25 protein-coding genes are annotated in these 22346 nt (G+C 66.4%); 11 read left to right on the top strand and 14 right to left on the bottom strand.

Annotation, left to right across the window (positions count from 1 at the left end):
* Positions 1–33: 33 nt before the first annotated feature.
* From DWG20_RS08370 to DWG20_RS08360, 3 genes are read right to left on the bottom strand one after another with little or no spacing between them, the layout of a single operon-like run.
* Complete coding sequence (locus tag DWG20_RS08370; protein WP_245944685.1) at positions 34–1995, bottom strand: transglutaminase TgpA family protein; 1962 nt, start codon at positions 1993–1995, stop codon at positions 34–36.
* Positions 1992–2924, bottom strand: coding sequence for a DUF58 domain-containing protein (locus DWG20_RS16415; RefSeq protein ID WP_115433376.1), 933 nt, complete (start codon positions 2922–2924; stop codon positions 1992–1994). The genes DWG20_RS08370 and DWG20_RS16415 overlap by 4 nt, the downstream gene beginning before the upstream one ends.
* Positions 2908–3816, bottom strand: coding sequence for an AAA family ATPase (locus DWG20_RS08360; RefSeq protein WP_115433375.1), 909 nt, complete (start codon positions 3814–3816; stop codon positions 2908–2910). The genes DWG20_RS16415 and DWG20_RS08360 overlap by 17 nt, the downstream gene beginning before the upstream one ends.
* 135 nt (positions 3817–3951) lie before the next feature.
* Here DWG20_RS08360 and DWG20_RS08355 point away from each other — a divergent pair, with 135 nt between their 5' ends.
* Positions 3952–4911, top strand: coding sequence for a histone deacetylase family protein (locus tag DWG20_RS08355; RefSeq protein ID WP_115433374.1), 960 nt, complete (start codon positions 3952–3954; stop codon positions 4909–4911).
* Positions 4912–4991: 80 nt separating this feature from the next.
* Here DWG20_RS08355 and plsY read toward each other — a convergent pair whose 3' ends face one another.
* A complete protein-coding gene (gene plsY, locus DWG20_RS08350; protein WP_181880878.1) occupies positions 4992–5612 on the bottom strand; it encodes a glycerol-3-phosphate 1-O-acyltransferase PlsY in 621 nt (206 codons plus the stop codon).
* Between the two features lie 78 nt (positions 5613–5690).
* Here plsY and DWG20_RS08345 point away from each other — a divergent pair, with 78 nt between their 5' ends.
* Complete coding sequence (locus DWG20_RS08345) at positions 5691–6050, top strand: dihydroneopterin aldolase (RefSeq protein WP_115433373.1); 360 nt, start codon at positions 5691–5693, stop codon at positions 6048–6050.
* An 85-nt stretch (positions 6051–6135) separates the two neighbouring features.
* On the opposite strand, the gene DWG20_RS08340 is transcribed toward DWG20_RS08345, so the two are convergent.
* The 10 genes from DWG20_RS08340 to mutY form a co-directional block, all read right to left on the bottom strand.
* A complete protein-coding gene (locus DWG20_RS08340) occupies positions 6136–6441 on the bottom strand; it encodes a hypothetical protein (RefSeq protein WP_115433372.1) in 306 nt (101 codons plus the stop codon).
* 124 nt (positions 6442–6565) lie between these two features.
* Positions 6566–6946 (bottom strand): group II truncated hemoglobin, encoded by a 381-nt coding sequence (locus tag DWG20_RS08335; RefSeq protein ID WP_115433371.1) that lies wholly within the window; start codon positions 6944–6946, stop codon positions 6566–6568.
* A 33-nt stretch (positions 6947–6979) separates the two neighbouring features.
* Positions 6980–8236 (bottom strand): D-amino acid dehydrogenase, encoded by a 1257-nt coding sequence (locus tag DWG20_RS08330; RefSeq protein WP_115433370.1) that lies wholly within the window; start codon positions 8234–8236, stop codon positions 6980–6982.
* Between the two features lie 97 nt (positions 8237–8333).
* Positions 8334–9200: a CheR family methyltransferase gene (locus DWG20_RS08325; protein WP_115433369.1), complete on the bottom strand. Its 867-nt coding sequence runs from the start codon at positions 9198–9200 to the stop codon at positions 8334–8336.
* 62 nt (positions 9201–9262) lie between these two features.
* Positions 9263–9613 (bottom strand): iron-sulfur cluster insertion protein ErpA, encoded by a 351-nt coding sequence (gene erpA, locus DWG20_RS08320; protein ID WP_115433368.1) that lies wholly within the window; start codon positions 9611–9613, stop codon positions 9263–9265.
* A gap of 102 nt (positions 9614–9715) precedes the next feature.
* On the bottom strand, positions 9716–10759 hold the full coding sequence (gene argC, locus DWG20_RS08315) for an N-acetyl-gamma-glutamyl-phosphate reductase (RefSeq protein WP_115433367.1): 1044 nt from the start codon (positions 10757–10759) through the stop codon (positions 9716–9718).
* Between the two features lie 119 nt (positions 10760–10878).
* Entirely contained in the window at positions 10879–11271 is a 393-nt protein-coding gene (gene rpsI / locus DWG20_RS08310; RefSeq protein WP_115433366.1) for a 30S ribosomal protein S9, read from the bottom strand.
* A 16-nt stretch (positions 11272–11287) separates the two neighbouring features.
* Entirely contained in the window at positions 11288–11716 is a 429-nt protein-coding gene (gene rplM, locus DWG20_RS08305) for a 50S ribosomal protein L13 (RefSeq protein ID WP_115433365.1), read from the bottom strand.
* Between the two features lie 401 nt (positions 11717–12117).
* A complete protein-coding gene (locus DWG20_RS08300) occupies positions 12118–14325 on the bottom strand; it encodes a RelA/SpoT family protein (RefSeq protein ID WP_115433364.1) in 2208 nt (735 codons plus the stop codon).
* Positions 14326–14365: 40 nt separating this feature from the next.
* Positions 14366–15409, bottom strand: coding sequence for an A/G-specific adenine glycosylase (gene mutY / locus DWG20_RS08295; protein WP_181880877.1), 1044 nt, complete (start codon positions 15407–15409; stop codon positions 14366–14368).
* Positions 15410–15510: 101 nt separating this feature from the next.
* Here mutY and DWG20_RS08290 point away from each other — a divergent pair, with 101 nt between their 5' ends.
* The 9 genes from DWG20_RS08290 (at position 15511) to DWG20_RS08250 (ending at position 22192) form a co-directional block, all read left to right on the top strand.
* Complete coding sequence (locus DWG20_RS08290; RefSeq protein WP_115433363.1) at positions 15511–16674, top strand: THUMP domain-containing class I SAM-dependent RNA methyltransferase; 1164 nt, start codon at positions 15511–15513, stop codon at positions 16672–16674.
* A 62-nt stretch (positions 16675–16736) separates the two neighbouring features.
* Positions 16737–17336 (top strand): MarC family protein, encoded by a 600-nt coding sequence (locus DWG20_RS08285; protein ID WP_115433362.1) that lies wholly within the window; start codon positions 16737–16739, stop codon positions 17334–17336.
* A gap of 101 nt (positions 17337–17437) precedes the next feature.
* Complete coding sequence (locus DWG20_RS08280) at positions 17438–18268, top strand: TOBE domain-containing protein (protein WP_115433361.1); 831 nt, start codon at positions 17438–17440, stop codon at positions 18266–18268.
* A 101-nt stretch (positions 18269–18369) separates the two neighbouring features.
* On the top strand, positions 18370–19125 hold the full coding sequence (gene modA / locus DWG20_RS08275) for a molybdate ABC transporter substrate-binding protein (RefSeq protein WP_115433360.1): 756 nt from the start codon (positions 18370–18372) through the stop codon (positions 19123–19125).
* Positions 19122–19517: a TOBE domain-containing protein gene (locus DWG20_RS08270; protein ID WP_115433359.1), complete on the top strand. Its 396-nt coding sequence runs from the start codon at positions 19122–19124 to the stop codon at positions 19515–19517. Before modA ends, DWG20_RS08270 begins: the two co-directional genes overlap by 4 nt.
* A 1-nt stretch (position 19518) precedes the next feature.
* The gene (gene modB, locus DWG20_RS08265; RefSeq protein ID WP_115433358.1) at positions 19519–20199 is read left to right on the top strand and encodes a molybdate ABC transporter permease subunit; all 681 of its coding nucleotides are present in this window, start codon (positions 19519–19521) and stop codon (positions 20197–20199) included.
* Positions 20196–21083: an ABC transporter ATP-binding protein gene (locus tag DWG20_RS08260; RefSeq protein ID WP_115433357.1), complete on the top strand. Its 888-nt coding sequence runs from the start codon at positions 20196–20198 to the stop codon at positions 21081–21083. The genes modB and DWG20_RS08260 overlap by 4 nt, the downstream gene beginning before the upstream one ends.
* Positions 21084–21192: 109 nt before the next feature.
* Positions 21193–21978, top strand: coding sequence for a class II aldolase/adducin family protein (locus DWG20_RS08255; protein ID WP_220271941.1), 786 nt, complete (start codon positions 21193–21195; stop codon positions 21976–21978).
* 25 nt (positions 21979–22003) lie between these two features.
* Complete coding sequence (locus DWG20_RS08250; RefSeq protein ID WP_115433356.1) at positions 22004–22192, top strand: 4-oxalocrotonate tautomerase; 189 nt, start codon at positions 22004–22006, stop codon at positions 22190–22192.
* The last annotated feature ends 154 nt before the right edge of the window (positions 22193–22346 follow it).

The raw sequence follows: 22346 nt of genomic DNA, 5'->3' as shown, positions 1-22346 counted from the left end.
CAAACTCGAAGCCCCCGCCAAAGCGGGGCTTTTTCATGCGCGCATTTTCACAAGGCGCAGCCGCGCCACCGCACGGCACCACGCGCGCTCGGCCGCCGGATCGGCGTCGCGGCTGCGGTAGCGCAGCGCGACGTAGGCTTTCAACAGCGCTTCGACGCGGCGGAAGTCGTCGTCGGGCAGCGACTTGGCGCGCGACCTCATCTCCAGCGGTCCGTCGCTGTCTTGAACACGGATACCGGCCACGGCGAGCTTGTGCCGCAAACGCCGCCACGCGCGCACCAGCGGCGGCGCCTGGCTCCGCCGCCTCCATGCCCACCACAGCAGCGGCAACAGCGCGAGCGCGCCGCCTGCGAGCAAACCGCGCAGTACCGAAGCGACGCCCACACCTTGGCCGAGCCCCAGCCCGGCGAACAAGGCACGTTGGCGCTCCGCGTCGAAGCCGACCACCCACTGCTCCCAGCCGAAACGCGCGGCCATCCAGCGCTGCTCGAGCCCGCGCAGCCAGTCCGGCGCCGCGGCACCGACCACCGGCAGGCTAGGCCGCGCCGCCGGCAGGGTCGGCGCGGCGCCGGCCTCGATGCGCTCGGGCGACACCGCTGCGGTCGGGTCGACGCGCACCCAACCGCCCTCCTCGGCCAACCATAGCTCTGCCCACGCGTGCGCGTCGGACGAGCGGACCTGCCAGAATCGGCCGACCTCGTTGTACTCGCCACCCTGGTAGCCAACCACCACGCGGCTCGGGATGCCGGCCGCTCGCGCGAGGAAGGCGAGGCTGCCCGCGTAGTGCTCGCAGAAGCCGGCGCGCGTCTCGAACAGGAAGCCGTCGACGATGTCGCCGGCCAGCGGCGGCGGCTCTAGCGTGTAGCGGAACCACTGCAGACGGAAACGATCGAGGCTCGCCTTCAGCCAAGTCGAATCGCTAACGGCGGCCGCCCGGCTCTGTCGGGCCTCGGCCAACGTTCGCGGGTTGCCCGGCGGTAAAGCCAGATAAAACGCGCGCTGCGCCGGGCTCAGCGCCTCGTGCAGCACGCGCCCGCCTGCGCTGCGTCCCCTGATGCGCACCGCCTCGTTCGCCGGCACCGCCATCTGGTACAGACTGCCCGGCGCCGCGCGCACACCCTGCGGCAAGGCTATCGGCCAGTCGAGCGCCGGCAGCCTCCCCTTGTCGGGCGTCGCCGTCAGCCAGTAGTCGAGCGGCTCGCCGCCGGTGACCGCGCTCTCGCGCGTGGTCACTCGATCTGCATAGCGCCACGCGCGACCATCGAAAGCGTCGAGTACGCGCACACGCCAATAGCGCGCCGACGGTGGCGGCGTGCGTCCGTCGAACACGACGGTGAACGCTGGCGCGCGGTTCGGGATCAGCCGGCCGATGCTGCCCGGCGCCATCTCTTCGGCCAACCCTGTCGTCGCGCTGTTGTCGCTGCGCGGCAGGTTCCACAACGGCCCGGGCAGGCGCGGCACGAGCAGGAACAGCAGCAGCGCGAGCGGCAGGCCGAGTGCCATCGCCCGTCCCGCCGCACGCGCGCCGCCGTGCAGGGAAAATCCGGCCAGTTGCGCCATCGCGACGGTCAGCGACGCGATCGTCAGCATCAGCCACAAGGCGGCCAGCGGCGACTGGTCGAACAGCAGCGGTGTCGCGGCGAGGAAGAAGCCGAGCGCGAGCAGCACCTGCCAGTCGCGCAAGGTATGCGTCTCTAACGCCTTGAAGCCGAGCAGCAAGAGGAACAGCGCTACGCCGCCTTCGCGACCTACCAAGGTGTTGAGGCTCAGCCATAGCAGCCCTACCGGCACCGTGACGACGAGCGCGAGCAGCCAGCGCGGCGGCAGGCCCATCCCGCGCGACAGCGTCAGGCCGCGCGCGACGAGCATCGCGACGAACAGCGCGCCGACCCAGCCTGGCAGGAAAAAGACGAGCGGCGCGCCGGCCACCGCGACGGCGGCGAGCACGGCTGACGCCGCACTGCGCGTCACGTCTGGCTGCACGACGCCGCTCACGACCGCTTTCCGAAGCACGCGAGCGCGGCCAGCGCCTCGTCGAGCTGACGCGGGCGCGCAGCGATGTCGGCATCGGGCAGGTGCAAACGCCAGGGTTGGCCGAGCCTTTCGGCGCGCAGCACGCGCCATGCGAGCCGCGACAAGCGCGTCTCGGTGTCGCAGCCTGCCGGGTAGTCGCGCCAGGCGATCAGCCACGCACCGCTTAGCGTACCGCCGCCGAAGCGCTTGGCGACGAGCGCACCGCGCCGCGCCGATACGCGCCACGCGATACGACGTACCGCGTCGCCGCGCCGGTAGGGTTCGAGATGGGAGAACTCTTCATCGCCCGTGCGCAGCACGCGCGTGTCGCCGCCGCCGGCCGCGCCGACCTCGTCGCGCGCATCTTCGCAGGGGCGCGGATAGACGAGCGCGTCGCTGGCGAGCCGCACGCGCGAGAACGCGCGGACGAGGCCGAACGGCGCGCTCGACGCGATCTCGAGCGGCGGCATCGCGAGCCTGCCGCGCTCGGGCGCCGGCCACGGCAGGCTCAAGGGAATTTGCTGGTCGTGAGAGACGCTACGGGACTCGGCCTCGCCACCGAGCAGGCGTAACTCGTAGCGACCGTTGGCCGAGCCGGGGATATCAAGACGCACGGCAAAGCTCACACTGTCGCCGGCGAAAGCGGGCTCGGCCGCTTGCGGAGCGATGACGAGGCCGGCCAGCTGCCGGTAGGCGAAGGCGACCGACACGATCATCAGCGCGACGATCCAGAACGCGAGCGCGTAGGCAAGGCTGACGCCGTAGTTGAGCGCGCCGATCCACACCGCCAGCGCGACCACGATCAGCGTCGCGCCGAAGCGGGTCGGCACGAGATAAATGCGTCGCAAGCTCAGGCGCGCCTCGCGTTCGCGCGGCAGGCGGGCGACGAGGCGCTTACGCGGTCGGGACATGGGACAGCAGGCGTTCGACGTCGTCCTCGACGCGCGCGCCGGGCAGCGTCGGCACCAGGCGGTGGCAGGCGACGCTGGCGAACACCGCCTTCACGTCCTCGGGCAGCACGTAGTCGCGTCCTTCGAGCATCGACCACGCGCGCGCGGCGGCGACCACCGCGAGGCCGGCGCGCGGGCTCAGGCCGCAGACGAAGCGGTCGGCGCGGCGCGTGGCGTCGACCAGCGCGAGCACGTAGTCGGCAAGCGCTGAGCTTACGGTCTGCGCGGCGGCGCGCGCCTGCAGCTCGGCCAACGTGGATGGCTCAAGGCAGGCCGGCAGGCGTTCGAGCAGCGCGCGACGGTCTTCGCCCAGGTACAGCGCGCGCTCGGCCTCCGCCGGCGGCATGCCGAGCGACAGGCGCATCAGGAAGCGGTCGAGCTGCGACTCGGGCAGCGGGAAGGTGCCGAGCTGCTCGCTCGGGTTCTGCGTCGCGATCACGAAGAAGGGCTTGGGCAGTTCGAAGGTCGCGCCGTCGACGCTGACCTGCTGCTCCTCCATCGCCTCCAACAGCGCCGACTGCACCTTCGGCGACGCGCGGTTGATCTCGTCGGCAAGTAGTACCTGGGTGAAGATCGGGCCGGGATGGAAGCGGAACGCGGCGGCGTCGCGCTCGTAAACGTTGCCGCCGAGGATGTCGGCCGGCATCAGGTCGTTGGTGAACTGCACGCGCCGGTAGTCGAGCCCCGTCACCTTGGCGAGCCCGTGCGCGAGCGTGGTCTTGCCGACGCCGGGCACGTCCTCGATCAACAGGTGGCCGCGCGCGACGAGGCAGGTCAGCGCCAGTTTCAGCGGCCTGGGTTTGCCGAGAATCAGCGCGTTCAATTGCCGGTAGGCCTGGCTCAACGATTGCATTTCACTCCTGTCGCGCACAAACTGGGGGGCGATAATCATAAGCCATGCCCGTCGCGCCAGCCAGCTTTTGATGCCATTTGAATGGCCGGCAGCGCAAGTGAAAAACCCGGCCGGCGCTTTTCCGTAGGGCAAAACATGTTCACCTGGCTCAAGAACCGTTGGCACCGCACCGGCATGACCGCCTACCTGACCCATCCCGACTGCCTGAAGCACGATATGGGTGCCGGCCACCCGGAATGCCCCGAGCGCCTGACGGCGATCCGCGACCAGTTGATGGCCGCGCAGCTGTTCGACTTCCTGCAGGAGGTCGACGCGCCCGAGGTCAGCCGCGAGCAGCTCGCACGCGTCCACGCGCCGCGCTATATCGATTATCTTGAGTCCTGCTCGCCCGAGGTCGGCTCCTTCCGCCTCGACCCCGACACCGCGATGTCGCCCGGCACGCTACTGGCCGCGCGGCGCGCCGCAGGCTCAGTGGTGCACGCGGTCGACCTGGTGTGCGAAGGCGCGGCGCCGAACGCGTTCTGCGCGGTGCGTCCGCCCGGCCACCACGCCGAGAGCGCGCGTGCTATGGGCTTCTGCTTCTTCAACAACGTCGCCGTCGGCGTCGCGCACGCGCTGGCGGCGCACAAGCTCGAACGCGTCGCGATTGCAGACTTCGACGTCCACCACGGCAACGGCACCGAGGACATTTTCAAGGACGACGAACGGGTCTTGATGGTGTCAACCTTCCAGTCGCCGTTCTACCCGTACTCGGGTGACGTGCCGCTCGGCGCTAACATGCACAACGTGCCGCTCAGGGCGGGCAGTGGCGGCCGGGAATTCCGCGACGCGGTAGAGCACGAGTGGCTGCCGGCGCTGCACGCCTTCCAGCCGCAGATGATCTTCGTGTCGGCCGGCTTCGACGCGCACCGTGAGGACGACATGGGCTCGCTCGGGCTCACCGAGGCGGACTACGAGTGGGTGACGCGCCACCTGGTGCAGATCGCCGACCTGTACTGCCAGGGCCGCATCGTGTCGGTGCTCGAGGGCGGCTACGAGCTGTCGGCCTTGGCGCGCAGCGTGGTCGCGCATCTGAGGGTGCTGTCCGACGCCTGAACCCGGCTCGGCCAACCTTGGATCAATCCCATGAAAAAACGCCGGCCCGCGGGTCGGCGTTTTTCATGGGAGACGACGGATCAGGGCCGCTTGGCGCCGCCGTCGGTCTTGTCGCCGATCTTGCCTTCCGCGCCGGTCAACAGTTTCAGCATGTTCGACTTGTGCCGGTGCAGCACCAGGATCGCGATGATCAGCGTCGCGCCGAAGTACACGCTTTGCGGGCCGACGATGAAGAAGGCGTACACCGGGCTCAGCACCGCCGCGACCAGCGCCGACAGCGACGAGATGCGCACGACGAGGGCCATGAACAGCCAGGTGGCCGCCGCCGCCAGCGCCAGCCACGGCGAGAAGCCGAACAGCACGCCGACCGCGGTCGCGACGCCCTTGCCGCCCTTGAAGCCGAAGAACACCGGCCACATGTGGCCGATTAGCACCGCGAGGCCGGCGGCGGCCACCGCCTGGTCGCCCAGACCATAGCGCGGCGCGAGCCAGGCGGTCAGCGCGACCGCGACCCAGCCCTTCAGGCCGTCGCCCAGCAGGGTCAGAACGGCGGCCAGCTTCTTGCCGGTGCGCAGCACGTTGGTGGCGCCCGGATTGCCCGAGCCGTAGGAACGCGGGTCGTCCAGACCCATGGCCTTGCTGACGATCACCGCGAAGGACAGGGAACCGATCAAATAGGCGGCAACAACAAACGCTATCATGCTTATGGCGAATTCAATAAAATACAAGGCTTTGGATTCTACGGTATCACGCGGCGATTCCCCAAGCGCCGCAGACTCATGGACATCATCTTCCTGCGCGAGGTGCGGGCCGACACCATCATCGGCGTATACGAATGGGAGCGCCAGGCGCCCCAGGCCATCGAGCTCGACCTCGAAATCGGCATCCCGAGCGAAGTCCCATGCCACACCGACAATATCGGCGACACCATCCATTACGGCGTGGTGGTCGACAGGCTGCGCCAGGCCTTGGCCGAGCAGCACTTCCTCTTGATCGAAGCGTTGGCCGAGTACATTGCCAAGGTGATCCGCGAGGAGTTCGGCGCGCCGTGGGTGAAAGTAGCGGTCACCAAGCTCGGCATCCTGCCCGGCGTCAAACGCGTCGGCGTGATGATAGAGCGCGGCCACCGGCCGCACTGATTTCCACGTACACGGGCAAAACGAAACGGGCAACCTTGTAAGGTTGCCCGTTTCGCGTGTCGGCAGGCTTGCTACGGCTGGGTATTTAGTAGGTCCACTTCATCCGTACTTCGGTTTTTGACTTGCCAACCCTGAGCGACAGGCGCCCGTTTTCCCCTAGCTTGAGACTGGGCCGCAAACCGAAGCGGCTTCCATCTTCCAATTTTTCCAGCGCAAAACGTCCGTTGCCGATCAGCAACGATTGTTCCTTCTGGATCGTCGAAGGCGCTTCCGACGAGAGGCCCAAAGAGGGCGACGCGCACATCCACGCCTCGGGTGGGCATCCTTCCGCCCACGCAGGCATTGCCCATAGCAATGCCATCATTTTGTAGACAAGCCTGACGGTTTTCATACGACACCTCCTCAAACAGAGGACAGCGCACGAAAACTTGCACCTAGCACTTCAGCATGGACGATTCCAAAGACGATGCAAGGGCTTTCTTTAGGCTTTGATTGAATAAGTTGCAACGAAACGATTAACGGTTGCGCATAAAGTCAGCGGTGCCATAGAACGCTTCGATAAGCTTGGCCTTCAACTCGTCCTCGCACACCAATTCGGCCACCGCCTTATTCATACAATACATCCACTGGTCGCGCGCCGCCTCGTCGATGGCGAACGGCAGGTGGCGCGCCCTGAGGCGCGGGTGACCGTAGGCTTCCATATAGAGCGCCGGGCCGCCGAGCCAGCCGGACAGGAACATGTAAAGCTTTTCGCGCGAACCGGCGAGGTCAGCCGGGTGCATGTCGCGCAAGCTTTTGACCGACGGGTCGGTGTCCATGATGTCGTAGAAGCGGTCGGTCAGCCAGCGCACCACGCCGGCACCGCCGAGCAGTTCGTAGGGGGTCAATTGCTGCATGATTCCATTCCTGTCGGATCGGTCGGCCGGGCCTCAGCGGCCTTGAAAGCGAAAAGCGATGCCGGGGTCGCGCCCGGCGATCAGCGACGCGAGCGCCCGGCCCGAGCCCGGGCCTTCGGTCCAGCCCAGCGTGCCGTGACCGGTGTTGAGCCACAGGCGCGGATAGCGGGTGCGGCCTATCATCGGCACGTTGCCCGGCGTCGCGGGCCTCAAGCCGGTCCAGAACTGCGCGGCGCCCCAGTCGCAGGCGTCGGGGAACATCGCGCGCGCGCGGTCGACCAGCAGCTTGCAGCGCACCGGATTGAGCGTCGACGAGTAGCCGGCGAGCTCGGCCGTGCCGGCGATGCGCAAGCGATCGCCGAGGCGCGACATCACGATCTTGTAGCTCTCGTCGGTCAGGCTGGCGGTCGGCGCGGCGGCGGGCTCGACCACCGGCAGCGTCGCCGAATAGCCCTTGGCCGGGTAGATCGGCAGCTTGAGGCCGGCGGTGCGCGCGACGAGCGGGCTGTGGCTGCCGAGCGCGAGCACGTAGGCGTCGGCGGTGACGGTGTCGAACGCGCCGTCGGGCCGCGTCACCGACACGCCGGCGATATCGCCCCTCTCTGCCAGCAGCGCGTTGATGCGCGTCGAGAAGCGGAAGTTGACGCCGGCGGCCTCGGCCAAGCTGGCCAGAGCGCTGGTGAATTGGTGTACGTCGCCCGACTGGTCGCTCTCGCAATAGGTCGCACCGACGACGTTGGCCGAGTAGCCAGCGAGCGCCGGTTCGATCACGACCATCTCGTCGCGCGAGATCACCCGCTTGTCGATGCCGAACTCGGCCATCACCGCGGCGGCGTGCGCGGCGGCGTCGAGCTCCTGCTGCGTAAGGAAGAGCGATACGATGCCGCGCGCGCGGTGGTCGAAGGCGAGGCCGGTCTCGGCGCGGATCGCATCGAAGGTCTCGCGGCTGAAGCGGCCGAGCGCGAGGATCTGGCGCATGTTCGCCTCGGCGCGGCTGGCACGGCATTCGTTCAGGAAACGCAGGCAGAATGCCCACTGCGCCGGGTCGAACATCGGACGGTAAAGAAGCGGCGCGTCTTCCTTGAACAGCCACTTGAGCACCTTGAGCGGCACGTCGGGCTGCGCCCACGGTTCGGACTGGCTGACCGAGATCTGCCCACCGTTGGCGAAGCTGGTCTCGCGCGCCGGGCCGCTGGCGCGGTCGATCACCGTCACCTCGTGGCCGTCCTGTGCCAGAAACCAGGCCGTCGACACGCCGACGATGCCCGAGCCGAGAACCACCACCTTCATGACTATCCTGTCTCCACGAAAAAGCGGGCCGACCGGCCCGCCCGTTTTTTGTGCACCGATGGTAAGCCCTGCGCGCTCCGCGCTTCAAGCCCGCCGTTCAGGCCGGCCTCTTAGTCAGCTCGTACACCGTCTTGCCGCGCAGCCGGAAGTAGTCCGACGCGAAGAAGAAGTTTTCCGAGTGGCCGACGAACAACAGGCCGTCGGGTTTCAAGAGCGGCACGAACTTCTTCAGCACCGAGAACTGCGTCTCGCGGTCGAAGTAGATCATCACGTTGCGGCAGAAGACCGCGTCGAAGCTGCTGCGCACCGCCCACGTCGTGTCGACCAGGTTCAGCCGCTGGAAGGTGATCAGGCTGCGCAATACCGGCTTGGCCTGGAAGCTGCCGTCGGGCAGCTTGTCGAAGTACTTGCTCGCGTGGCCCGCCGGCAGCCGTGCGACCTTGTCGGCCGAGTAGACGCCCTTGCGGCCGATCTCGAGCACGTGGGTGTCGAGGTCGGTCGCGAGGATGCTGATCGTTGGCCGAGCTCCCATCGGGAAGGCCTCAAGCGCGGCGATCGCCAGCGAGTACGGCTCCTCGCCGGTCGACGCGGCGGCGCACCAGATCGTCAGCTCGCGCTCGCCGGCGGCGACCCGTTGCTTCAACTGCTCGGCCAGCAGCGGGAAGTGGTGCTCCTCGCGGAAGAAGAAGGTCAGATTGGTGGTCAGCGCGTTGACGAACTGTTCGAACTCGCGCTTGCCGGTGTAGGACTCGAGCAAGTCGACATAGGCGGCGAAACTCGCCAGCTTCAGTTCGCGGATGCGCCGCACCAGCCTGCCGTACACCATGTCCTTCTTCGACGGGTTGAGCGCGATGCCGGCCTCTTTGTAGATCAGCTTGCGGATGCGCTCGAAGTCGGCCTCGGAAAAGCTGAACTCGCGGTTGAACTCGATCTTCGGCAGATGGATCGCCGGCAGTTTGTCCATGGAACCTCGCGACAAAAAAGCCCGGGCCGCTAGGACCCGGGCTTTCGCGTTTCAAACGGCGATCACGCCGAGAACGACGAACCGCAACCGCAGGTGGACTGTGCGTTCGGGTTCTTGATCACGAACTGGGAACCTTCGAGGCTCTCCTGGTAGTCGATCTCGGCGCCGACCAGATACTGGTAGCTCATCGGGTCGACGAGGAAGGTCACGCCGTCGCGTTCGATCGGCGTGTCGTCCTCGTTGACGAGCTCGTCGAAGGTGAAGCCGTACTGGAAGCCGGAACAGCCGCCACCAGTGACGAACACGCGCAATTTCAACTCCGGATTGCCTTCCTCAGCAATCAGGTCGCGCACCTTGGCGCACGCGCTGTCGGTAAAGTTGATCGGGGACGGCATCTCGGTCGCTGCATTCATGTGTTTACCTCGCAAAACATCTGGCGCGGGCATTCTCGCCCATGGCCTGAAATCACCCTACTATTTTAGTCGGATATTGGGTCGTCTGGCGAGAGCTCAAGATCAGGGCAGCAGCGGAACGATGTCCAGACCCGCGTTTTCGTCCTGGCCGAACATCAGGTTCATCACCTGCACCGCCTGGCCGGACGCCCCCTTGACCAGGTTGTCCTCGACCACCAGCACGATCAACAGGTCGCCATTGCCCGGGCGGTGCACCGCGATGCGCGCGGTGTTGGAGCCGCGCACCGAGCGCGTTTCCGGGTGGTTGCCGGCCGGCAGCACGTCGACGAAAGGCTCTCCGGCGAAGCGCGCTTCGAACAGCGCCTGGAAGTCGGTGTCGCGGCCTTCCGGCGCGATGCGCGCGTAGATCGTCGAATGGATGCCGCGGATCATCGGCACCAGGTGCGGCACGAAGGTCAGCTTGACCGGGGCGCCGTGGATGGCGGACAGGCCCTGCTCGATCTCCGGGCTGTGACGGTGGCCCTTCACCGCGTAGGCCTTGAAGTTGTCGCCGGCCTCGGCCAACAGCGTGCCGACCTCGGCCTTGCGGCCGGCACCGGACACGCCCGACTTGCAGTCGGCGATCAGCGTCTGGGTGTCGATCAGCTGCTTGCCGCCTTCGAGCAGCGGCAACAGGCCGAGCTGGACCGACGTCGGATAGCAACCGGCCATGCCGATCAGGCGGGCTTTCTTGATGGCGTCGCGGTTGACCTCGGGCAGGCCGTACACCGCCTCGGCCAACAGGTCGGTGCAGCTGTGCTCCATCGCGTACCACTGCTGGAACACCACAGGGTCTTTCAGCCGGAAGTCGGCCGCCAGGTCGATCACCTTGACGCCTGCGTCGAGCAGCTCGCGCGCCTGCGCCATCGCGACGCCGTGCGGTGTCGCGAAGAACACCACGTCGCACTCGGTGAGCTTCGCGTCTTCCGGCGTCGAGAAGGCGACGTCGACGCGACCGCGCAAGGACGGGAACATCTCGGCCACCTTCATGCCGGCCTCCTTGCGCGAGGTCACCGCGACCACTTCGGCGCCCGGATGCCCGGCCAACAGCCGCAACAATTCCACGCCGGTGTAACCGGTCCCGCCAACGATGCCGACCTTGATCATGCCACGTCCCTTCCTGTAAATCCGTGTTGCAAAGACGACATGTTAAGGACGCAGACGGCAGTGCGCAAGCAACAAAAAAGCCGCCCCGTAGGGCGGCTTTTTGGGGTATCCATCGCGAATTAACGCTTGGAGAACTGCTTGGCGCGGCGGGCTTTACGCAGACCGACTTTCTTACGCTCGACTTCACGAGCGTCGCGGGTCACGAAGCCAGCGCCTGACAGCGCCGGTTTCAGGTCGGCGTTGTAGTCGATCAGCGCACGGGTGATGCCGTGACGGATCGCGCCGGACTGACCGGTTTCACCGCCGCCGATCACGTTCACCTTGATGTCGAACGACTCGAGGTTTTCGGTCAGGGCCAGCGGCTGGCGGATCACCATGCGGCCGGTTTCGCGAGCGAAATATTCGTCAACCGGCTTGCCGTTGACGATGATCTGGCCGCTGCCCTTTTGCATGAACACACGAGCTACCGAGCTCTTGCGACGGCCGGTGCCGTAGTAGTATTTACCGTTCATCGTGTTGCCTCAGAAATCAGAATTCCAGCACTTGCGGCTGCTGGGCAGCGTGCGGGTGTTCGCCACCGGCGTACACCTTCAGCTTCTTGATCATCGCGTAGCCCAGCGGGCCTTTCGGGAGCATGCCTTTCACGGCTTTTTCCAGAACGCGCTCCGGGAACTGGTTCTGCAGTTCGGTGAAGGTGCGCTCGTAGATACCGCCCGGGTAGCCCGAGTGACGGTAGTACTTCTTGTCCTGAGCCTTGGCACCGGTCACGCGCAGTTTTTCGGCGTTGATGACGACGATGTAATCGCCGGTGTCAACGTGCGGGGTAAATTCCGGCTTGTGCTTGCCGCGCAGACGACGGGCGACTTCAGCAGCGACACGGCCGAGAACCTTGTCGGTTGCATCGACCACGAACCACTCGCGCTTAACCTCATGCGGCTTGGCAGAAAAGGTCTTCATGGAACTCTTCCATCGTAATTCTTGAAAGTTCCGGATTCTATTACAGGGGTCTGGGCCTGTCAAACCCTTGTGCGACAAGCAAAAATCGGGCGTCGCAAAGGAGGAACAGAAGCCCCGGAAAGCAGGCAAAAAAAAACGCGCAACCGGACGATGCCGATTGCGCCAAGTTCCACCTTTTGGAAGGAGGATGGAGGAGACAACACCAAAACGCACACTTGCGTGCCACGTCCTGATGCAATGCCAATTATTGGCGAGCGTTATAGGCTTGGCAAGTTTTTTGTGCAGCGCAGTATACGCAGCGCAACATTCGGGAAAACCCCCAATTCATAAGGCTTATGGCCTCTTGGCCTGTCACAAAAATGCACTGCACAAGCTTGGCCGAGCCCCGGCTCGGCCAAGCTTCAGACGCGCCTCACCTCGAGCACGCCGTTGACGTCCATGACGTGTGCAAGAACGCGCGACAGGTCGGTCACACTCCTGACCTCGACGGTGAAGCGCATCCTCGCCTTCAGATCGCGGGAGAGCGTGTTGACGGCGATGACATTGAGCTTATCGCGCGACAGCACGTCGGAGATGTCGCGCAACAGGCCGTTGCGGTCGCGCGCCAGCACTTCGATGTCGATCGGGAACACGCTGTTCTTCTGCTCGCCCCAGTCGGCCGAGATCAGCCGCTCGGGCGCGTCGGCCGACAGGCGCTTCAGCGTCGAGCAACTGGCGCGGTGGATCGAGATGCCGCGCCCCTTGGTGACGAAGCCGGCGACCGGGTCGGGCGGCGCCGGCTTGCAGCAGCGCGCGAGTACCGTCATCAGGTTGTTGACGCCCTCGATCAGGATGCCGCCGGCGTCGTGGCCGCCGCGGCTGCGATGGACGATGTCTTCCGGCGTCACGTCGGCCGGCGGAGGCGGCGCGAAGCTCATGATCGCCTGCACGATGGCGCGCATCGTCAGTTCGCCGTGGCCGAGCGCGTTGTAGACCTCGTCGACCTTGGCGAAGCCGAGCTTCTCGGCCAACGCCTGCAGGTTGGGCTGCACGTCGGGATGACGCGCGAGCTCCTTCTCGAACAGCTGGCGGCCGGTCTCGCGCACGACGTCGGCGTTCTGCAGCCTGACGTACTGGCGGATCTTGCTGATCGCGCGGTGGCTCTTCACCCAGCCTTCGTGCAGCCAGTTGACCGACGGCCCGCCCTCCTTGGCGGCGAGGATCTCGACGCGCTGGCCGTTCTCCAGCGGCGTCGACAGCGGTACGATCTGGCCGTCGATCTTGGCGCCGCGGCAGCGGTGGCCGAGGTCGGTGTGGACTGAATAGGCGAAGTCGATCGCGGTGGCGCCTGCCGGCAGCGTCAGCACCTTGCCCGCCGGCGTCAGTACGTAGACGGTATCGTTGAACAGTTCGGTCTGGAACGCTTCGGCCAGCCCTTCGCGGTTGGCGTCGGCGACTTCCTCGCGCCAGTCGAGCAACTGCCTGAGCCACGCGATCTTCTCTTCGTAGGCGGCGTCGCCCCGCCCGCCTTCCTTGTAGCGCCAGTGCGCGGCGACGCCGAATTCGGCGTGCTCGTGCATCTCGAAGGTGCGGATCTGCACCTCGAGCACCTTGTCCTCGGGGCCGATCACCGCGGTGTGCAGGCTGCGGTAGTCGTTGGCTTTCGGATGGCTGATGTAGTCGTCGAACTCGCCCGGCACCGGCTGCCAGATGCTGTGCACGATGCCGAGCACCGAATAGCAGTCGGCGACCTTGTCGACCAGCACGCGCACCGCGCGGATGTCGTAGAGCTCGGAGAAGTCGAGCTGCTTCTTGCGCATCTTCTTCCAGATGGAATAGATGTGCTTGGGCCGGCCGGCGACGTCGGCCTTGATGCCGGCGGCCGCGAGCTCGCCGCGCAGCGAACCGAGCACGCGTTCGATGTAGTCGATGCGTTCGAGCCGCCGCTCGTCGAGCAGCTTGGCGATCTTCTTGTAGTCGGCCGGATGCAGATGGCGGAAGGCGAGGTCCTCGAGCTCCCACTTGATCTGCCAGACGCCGAGCCGGTTCGCCAATGGCGCGAACAGGTCCATCGTCTCCTGCGCGATCTTCAGCCTTATCGGCTCGTCGCAGTTAATCAAGAAGTGCATGGTCTGCGTGCGCCACGCGAGCTTGATCAGCACGACGCGGATGTCGGCGACCATCGCCAGCAGCATCTTGCGCATCGTCTCGGCCTGGCGCGCGCGCTCGTCGCCGGTGGCGAGCGTGTCGATGCGCGCGAACTCGGTCAGCGTGCGCACGCGGTCGACGCCTTCGACCAGCACCGACACGGTGCCGTTGAATTCGCGCGCGAGCCATTCCTGCCAGTCGGGCCGGCAGTCGGGCGCGGCGAACAGCAGCGTCGCGACGATGGCGTCGGGCAACAGGTTGAGGTCGGCGACGATGGCGGCGGAGGCGACCGCGTGGTCGAACAGGTCCTCGCCGGTCGACGCGAGCGTCCTGCCGGCGTACAGCGTCCGGGCGGCCTCGTAGGCGCGCGTGAGCAGCCCGCTCTCCGTCTCGTTGTGCGAGGCGGCTAGCTTGCTGAGCCAACGGCCGTGATCGGCGGCGTCGGCCAGGGTATCGGCAACGGATCTAACGACGGAAACCATAACGTTACGGGGCCGGGCACACCGGCGGTTCGGTTCGAGATCAGGCCCGCGGCGCGAGCCGACCCAGGAGGCGTTTCACCGGCGCCGGCAGGCCGGCGTCGAGCGCTTCGGCCAACGGCCACCAGTCGCCGCCGCCGTCGCGCACAAGGTTGGCCGAGCCTTCCCTGAGCCGCGCCGGCAACGGCGTGATGATCAAACGATAGTGCGTAAAAACATGTTCGAGTTCCGGCCATGCGATATCGACGTCGACATGGCCGAGCGCCGACGCCCAGTCTTCGGCCGCGCCGCTGTCGGCGAACTCGGGCAGCGACAACAGTCCGCCCCAGATGCCGGACGGCGGGCGGCGCTCGAGCCAGACCTTGTCCTGCCAGGTCAGCATCAGCATCACCGTGTCGCGCGTCGGCACCGCCTTTTTCGGGCGCGGCGTCGGCAGTTCGCCGGTACGGCCTTCGCGTGCGGCGACGCAACCGTCGACCATCGGGCAGACGGTGCACGCCGGCCTGCCGCGCGTGCAGACGGTGGCGCCGAGATCCATCTGGCCCTGCGTGTACGCCTGGATGCCCGTTTCGGGCAGCAGGCGCTCGGCCAACGCCCACAGCTTCTTCTCTACCGCCTTCTCGCCGGGGAAGCCGGCGATACCGAACGCGCGCGTCAGCACGCGCTTGACGTTGCCGTCGAGGATGGCCTCGCGCTCGCCGAAGGCGAAGGCGGCGACCGCCGCGGCGGTAGACCGGCCGACGCCGGGCAGCGTTTCAAGCTCGGCTCGCGCCTGCGGGAAGGCGCCGCCGTAGACGTCCATCACGCGCTCGGCGGCCTTGTGCAGATTGCGCGCGCGGCTGTAGTAGCCGAGTCCGCTCCACGCGGCGAGTACGTCGTCGACCGGGGCCTCGGCCAACGTCTCTACGCTCGGAAAGCGCGCCAGGAAGCGCGCATAGTAATCGAGCACGGTCGCGACCTGGGTCTGCTGCAGCATGATCTCGGACAGCCACACGCGGTAGGGGTCGTCGACCTGCCACGGCAGGTCGTGCCGGCCGTGGTCGCGCTGCCAGGCGACCAGACGTTCGGCAAAGGCGTTTTCCAGCATCGGGAGCACAAATTCGGGGAATCGAAGATGGTAGCGTAAAGCCGGCCGCCGACCAAGACGGCGAATCCGGCTAGAATAACGAATTGCCCGGAGGATGCCGCTTGAAACCGCAACACTTTTTCGCCCCCTGCCCGCGCGGCCTCGAAGCCGCGCTCGCCGACGAACTCGCCCAATTCGGCGCCCGCGACATCGCGCCGGTAGACGGCGGCGTCGGCTTCACCGGCGACGAGGTGGTGATGATGCGCGCCAACCTCGAGAGCCGCACCGCCAGCCGCGTGCTGTTGCGCCTCGTGCACGGCCGCTACCTTGACGAGCGCGACGTCTACCAGCTCGCACACACGGTGGACTGGCCGTCCTGGTTCTCGCTCGAGCAGACCTTCAAGATCAAGACCGACGGCGTGAACGCGCCGGTCAAGAGCCTCGACTTCGTGTCGCTAAAGGTCAAGGACGCGATCTGCGACCGCTTCCGCGACGCGACCGGCGCACGGCCGAGCGTCGACACCCGCGTCCCCGACATCCGCATCCACGTGTTCCTGACACGCGACACCGCGACCGTTTACCTGGACACCAGCGGCGAGCCGCTGTTCAAGCGCGGCTGGCGCGGTGAGACCGGCGAGGCGCCGCTGCGCGAGAACCTCGCCGCCGGCATCCTCTTGATCGCCGGCTACGACGGCAGCCAGCCCTTGGTCGACCCGATGTGCGGCAGCGGTACGTTTCTGGTGGAAGCGGCCGACATCGCGCTCAAACGCGCGCCGGGCCGCAACCGCCGCTTCGGCTTCGAGGCGTTCGCCGACTTCGATTCTGCTCAGTGGCAGCAGGTGAAGAAGGTCGTCAAGTCTATGGAGCGCGAGCCCGAACCGCTGATGATCTGGGGCTCGGACCGCGACCGGCGCATGATCGAAACGGCCGAGCGCAACCTCGTGCAGGCCGGCCTCAAGGGTCTGGTACGGCTGAAGGCGCAGGACGTGCTCGACACGCGCCCGCCGGCCGGCAACGGCATCCTGATCGCCAACCCGCCGTACGGCGTGCGCCTCGACGAGCAGGACGCGCTCGCCGCGCTCTACCCGTCGCTCGGTGCGTGGCTCAAGCAGTACTGGGCCGGCTGGACCGCCAACTTCTTCACCGGCGACCTGCGCCTGGCGAAGCTGATCCGCCTGACGCCGAAGCGCCGCGTGCCGCTCTACAACGGCGCGCTCGAGTGCCGGTTGTTCGCGATCCCTATGGTGTCCGGCAGCAACCGCAAGGACAAACCCGACGCGGGCTGAGCGACCTTGCGCCGGGAGTCTGCCGCACCCGGCGCAAGGTCGCACACACGCGAGGAAGAGCCATGGAAACGTCGTTCTGGTCGGCTACAGTGCTGCTGATCCTGATCACCGACCCCTTGGGCAACATTCCGCTGTTCATCGCCGCGCTCAAGCAGGTCAAGCCCGAGCGCCGGCATAAGGTCGTCCTGCGCGAATGCCTGATCGCGTTCGCGGTGTTGCTGTCCTTCCTGTTCTTCGGCCGGCACTTTCTCGAACTGATGCAGCTGTCGGACGAATCCTTGCGCGTCGCCGGCGGCGTGATCCTGTTCCTGATCGCGATCAAGATGATCTTCCCCGGCGAGGAGAGCGCCTTCGGCGCCAGATTCCAGAGCGAGCCCTTCATCGTGCCGATCGCGGTGCCGCTGATCGCCGGGCCGTCGGCAATGGCGACCGTGCTCTTGCTATCGACGCGCGAGCCGGCACGCATGGCCGAATGGATGGGCGCGCTGACGATCACGATGTTCGTCACCACCACCGTGTTTCTCGCATCCGGCCGCCTGCAGAAGATCCTCGGCGACCAGGTGATCGCCGCGCTCGAACGGCTGATGGGGCTGGTGCTCACCGCGATCTCGATCGAGATGCTGATGAGCGGGCTGGCTGCCTATCTGAAGAAATTGAGCTAGTCTTGCCGCGGTCTGCCGCATTCGCTTTCCGGCGCCTCGGTGTAAACTAGAATACACAACGAAACGCCAGAATCGTCCCAACCCTCGTCGCCAGCGAAACCATGAAAAAAACGACTCCTCCCGCCACTACCAACCCTGCCGTGAAACTCAACGCGCGCGTCTGGTTCGAGCAGGGCGACGCCAGCCTCGCCGGCGCCACCGAAGTGGCCTTGCTGTCGGCCGTCGCCGAGACCGGCTCGATCACGCAGGCCGCCAAGGCCATCGGCCGCAGCTACAAGTGGGCGTGGGACACCGTCGAGGCGATGAACCAGTTGTCGCCCGAAGCGCTGGTCGTGCGCGAAACCGGCGGCAAGAACGGCGGCGGCACGCGGCTCACCGAGCGCGGCAAACGGCTGATCGAGTCCTACCGGGCGATCGAGCACGCGCAGCAGCAGTTCGTCGCCGCGTTGTCGGCCGGCGGCGAGGACTTCTCCGACTGCCTGTCGCTGCTGAAGAAGTTCGCGGTGAAGACCTCGGCGCGCAACCAGCTGTTCGGCAAGGTCACAGCGATCCGCCGCGGCGAGGTGAACGACGAGGTCGAACTGACGCTGCCCGGCGGCGAGCGACTCCTGGCGCTGATTACCCATGCGAGCAGCGAACGGCTAGGGTTGGCCGAGGGCCTGGACGTGGTCGCGCTGGTCAAGGCGGGCTGGGTCGCGCTGACGCCTCCGGCCGCGCCGGGCAGCCTCGCAGGTCACAACGTGCTGCCGGGCGTCGTGCGCTCTATAGCCGGCGGCGACGCCGAGTGCGAGGTGACGGTCGATCTGGAAGGCGGCAGCAGCCTGTGCAGCATGGTCGGCCGCGAGCAGGCCGACGCGCTGGCGTTGGCGCCGGGCGTCGCGGTCGGCGCGGTCATCAGCCCGGCCAGCGTGATCCTCGGCGTGCCGATGTGAGCTTATGATATTCGATCCCCGAGGCTTCGTTATTTACTTAACAACACAGCGACATGGCTATATACTCTTGGAAATAACGATTCCACCGAGGAGACCCCGCCATGCGTTTTGACCGTCACCTGATCGCCGCCGCGCTCGCGCTCTTGCCGTTCGCCGCCCACGCCGCCACGCTGAACGTCGCGGTCGCCGCCAACGTGCAGTACGCGTTCGACGACCTCGCAGCCGAGTTCAAGAAGGAATCGGGCACCGACATCAAGGCGTCTTACGGCGCGTCGGGCAAGTTCGCGAGCCAGATCATGAACGGCGCGCCGTTCGACTTGTTCCTGTCGGCCGACATGGACTTCCCGAACAAGTTGGCCGACGGCGGCTTCACCGTCGGCCAGGTCAAGCCCTACGCCTACGGCACGCTGGTGCTGTGGACGATGAAGGACCTGGACCTGAAGAACTGGGCGAACACGCTGACCAGCGACAAGGTCGGCAAGATCGCCGTCGCCAACCCTAAGGCCGCGCCGTACGGCCGCGAGGCGATCAAGGCGCTCGCCCACTACAAGATCGACAAGGCGGTCGAACCCAAGCTCGTCTACGGCGAGAACATCAGCCAGGCCAACCAGTACATCAGCACGCAGGCGGCCGACATCGGCTTCACCGCCAAGTCGGTGGTGATCTCGCCCGAACTGAAGGGCCAGGGCAAGTGGGTCGAAGTGCCGAAGAAAGCGTACCAGCCGATCGCGCAGGGCGTCGTCGTGCTCAAGCAGGCCGAGCAGAACGATCCGGCCGCCGCGAAGAAGTTCTACGACTTCCTGTCGTCGAAGAAGGCGCGCGCGGTGTTCCAGCGCTTCGGCTACCAGCTGCCATGAACCGCTTGCAGGGCGAAATCGTCGCGGTCGAATCGGTCGACGGCGTGACCCTGGTCGACGTCGCCGTCGGCGGCGTCGGGCTGACCGCGCTGTTGATCGGCGCGCTGTCGGGGGCGAGCGCGCTCGCCACCGGCCAGACCGTCACCCTCGGCTTCCAGGAGGCCGAGGTGTCGCTCGCGCGCGACCTCGCCGGCACGATCAGCCTGCGCAACGCGCTGCCGTGCAAGGTGACACGCGTCGAGCGCGGCCGGCTGCTCTCCCAGGTGACGCTCGACTTCCAGGGGACGACGCTCGCGTCCATCGTCACCACCCGCTCTGCCGACCGGCTTGCGCTCGCGCCGGGCGTAGAGGTCACCGCGCTCGTCAAGGCCAACGAAATGACGCTCGTCTAACATGCAGGACCTCGATCTTTCGCCGTTCTGGCTCACATTAAAGCTCGCCGCCATCACCACGACGATTTTGCTGATCATCGGCCTGCCGCTCGCCGCATGGATCGGCAAGGGACGCACGCCCGCGCGTGCTCTGGTCGAGACGCTGATCGCAATGCCGCTGGTGCTGCCGCCGTCGGTGCTCGGCTTCTATCTGCTGCTCGCGTTCAGCCCGCAGTACACGTTCGGCCGCTGGCTGATCGACACTTTCAATCTGAAACTGGTTTTCTCCTTCCCCGGCCTCGTGATCGGCTCGGTGCTGTTCAGCCTGCCGTTCATGGTGCAGCCGGTTCAAGCCGCCTTCGCCAACCTGCCCCGTAGCCTCACCGAGGCGTCGTACACGCTCGGCAAGTCGCGGCTGACGACTTTCTGGCGCGTCGAACTGCCGAACGTGAAGCCGGCGATCATCGTCGGCACCATCATGGCGTTCGCGCATACCGTCGGCGAATTCGGCGTGGTGCTGATGATAGGCGGCAACATCCCGGGCGTATCGCGCGTGATGTCGATCGCGATCTACCACGAGGTCGAACAGCTCAACTACGACGTCGCCCACGCCTACTCGGCGATCCTGTTCGGCTTCTCATTCGCGGTGGTGCTCGCCGTCAACCTCATCAAGCGGCGCGGCCACCTGATCCAGACCTTATGATCGAATTCGATTTTTCGCTCGCCCGCCCGGCCCAGGGCGGGCATGCCTTTTCGCTCGCCATGGATGGAGAGATCGCCTCCGGTGACTTCGTCACGCTGTTCGGCGCCTCGGGCGCCGGCAAGAGCACGCTCTTACGTCTGATGGCCGGACTCGAGACGCCCGAGCGCGGCCGGCTCGTCGTCGACGGCGAGGTATGGCTCGACACCGAACGCGGCGTGTCTCTGCCGGTGCAGTCGCGTGCTATCGGCTTGGTGTTCCAGGACTACGCGCTGTTCCCGAACATGAGCGTGCGCGAAAACCTGCGCTTTGCCGCTGGGAAGAATCAGGACGCCTGGGTCGCCGAATTGCTCGAGATTACCGGCCTTGCGACGTTGGCCGAGCGCCTGCCGGCGATGCTGTCGGGCGGCCAGAAGCAGCGTGTCGCGCTGGCGCGGGCTCTGGCGAGAAAGCCCAGGCTGCTGTTCCTCGACGAGCCCTTGTCGGCGCTCGATCTGTCGCTGCGCCTCAAGCTGCAGCAGGAACTGCTGCAACTGCACCAGCGCTTCGAGCTGACCACGGTGCTCGTGTCGCACGACCTGTCCGAAGTGTTCCGGCTGTCGAACCGCGTGCTCGTGTGCGAATCGGGACGGATCGTGAAGCATGGTACGCCGCAGGCCTTGTTCCTCGAACACGCGGTCGCCGGCAACCGGCTGACGCTGTCGGCCGAGCTGATCGCCAAACGCCAAAGCGACGTGGTGTGGATCATGACCCTGCTCGTCGGCCAGGACCTGATCGAGGTGATCGCCACCGCCGACGAGGCGGCGCGTTTCGCGCCGGGCGACCGGGTCGCGTTCGGCGCGTCGACCTTCGGCGCCAGCCTGTCGCCGGCAGCGCCGCGCGCCTGATTCCACGCACTCGATGGCGAGCGGCCGGACACGCCGACGCCACCCCGCTTTGAAAACCCCGCCGCGACGTGCGAAGATCGGGGCCTATCGTTAACCCTGAGAGAAGACCGTGACGACCGATTCCTTGAGCCTCGCGCACGCCGCCGGCCGCGTCGCCGGCGACGGCATCAGCGACGCCGAATGGCAGGCGCGCGTCGATCTGGCCGCCTGCTACCGGTTGGTCGCAGAGCGCGGCTGGGGCGACCTGATCTATACGCATATCTCGCTCGCCGTGCCCGGCGAGAAGGGCCGTTTCCTGATCAACCCGTTCGGGCTGATGTTCGACGAGGTGACCGCGTCGAACCTGGTGAAGATCGACATCGCCGGCAACATCATCGGTGACACGCCTTACGAGGTGAACGCGACCGGCTTCACCATCCACGGCGCGGTGCACGCGGCGCGCGAAGACGCGAAATGCGTGATGCACCTGCACAACGAGGCTGCGATCTCTATAGCGATGCTCAAAGACGGCCTGTTGCCGCTGTCGCAGCACGCGCTGCGCTTCTACGGCGACCTCGGCTACCACCGCTACGAAGGCCTGGCGCTGACCGAGAGCGAGAAGGTCAGGCTGGTCGAGAACCTCGGCGGGCGGAAGGCGATGCTGCTGTACAACCACGGCAGCCTCGTCACCGGCCGCACCGTCGCCGAGGCGTTCTGCCTGATCGACATGCTCGACAAGGCGTGCCGCATGCAGCTCGCCGCGCAGGCGACCGGCGCCGAACTGATCCTCCCGACGCCCGAGGTGTGCGAGAAGACCTTCGCCCAGCTGACCGCCGACCCGCTGCCCGAGGGCGAGCGCGAATGGCCGGCCCTCTTGCGCCGGCTCGACCGGCTCTGCCCCGACTACAAAGACTGAACCCTAACCAACCAAGGAGACACCAATGCCGACCCTCAACGTGCAACTGTTCGAAGGCCGCAGCGACGAAGAAAAACGCCAGTACGCCGAAGCGCTGACCGAAGCGTCGGTCAAGGTGCTCGGCTGCGATGCGTCCGCCGTCGACATCCTCTTCCAGGACGTGAAGAAGAGCGACTGGGCGACCGGCGGCGTGCTGTGGTCTGACGCGAAGTAAGCTCGGCCAAGCTTTGGTCGATAAAAAACGGCAGCCCACAAGGCTGCCGCTTTTTTGCCTGCTCGATGTGGGAAACAGGCGGCCTGTGTTTCATCGACCCCCGTCCGATAGGGGCTCAGACTCGGGCCCGGCCGGGCCCGAGCGAGCACGGGGG

Source organism: Crenobacter cavernae (genome assembly GCF_003355495.1).
Lineage (GTDB): Bacteria > Pseudomonadota > Gammaproteobacteria > Burkholderiales > Chromobacteriaceae > Crenobacter > Crenobacter cavernae.
The sequence above is the reverse complement of the archived record's forward strand: the minus strand, read 5'-3'. Positions and strand labels throughout refer to the sequence as shown.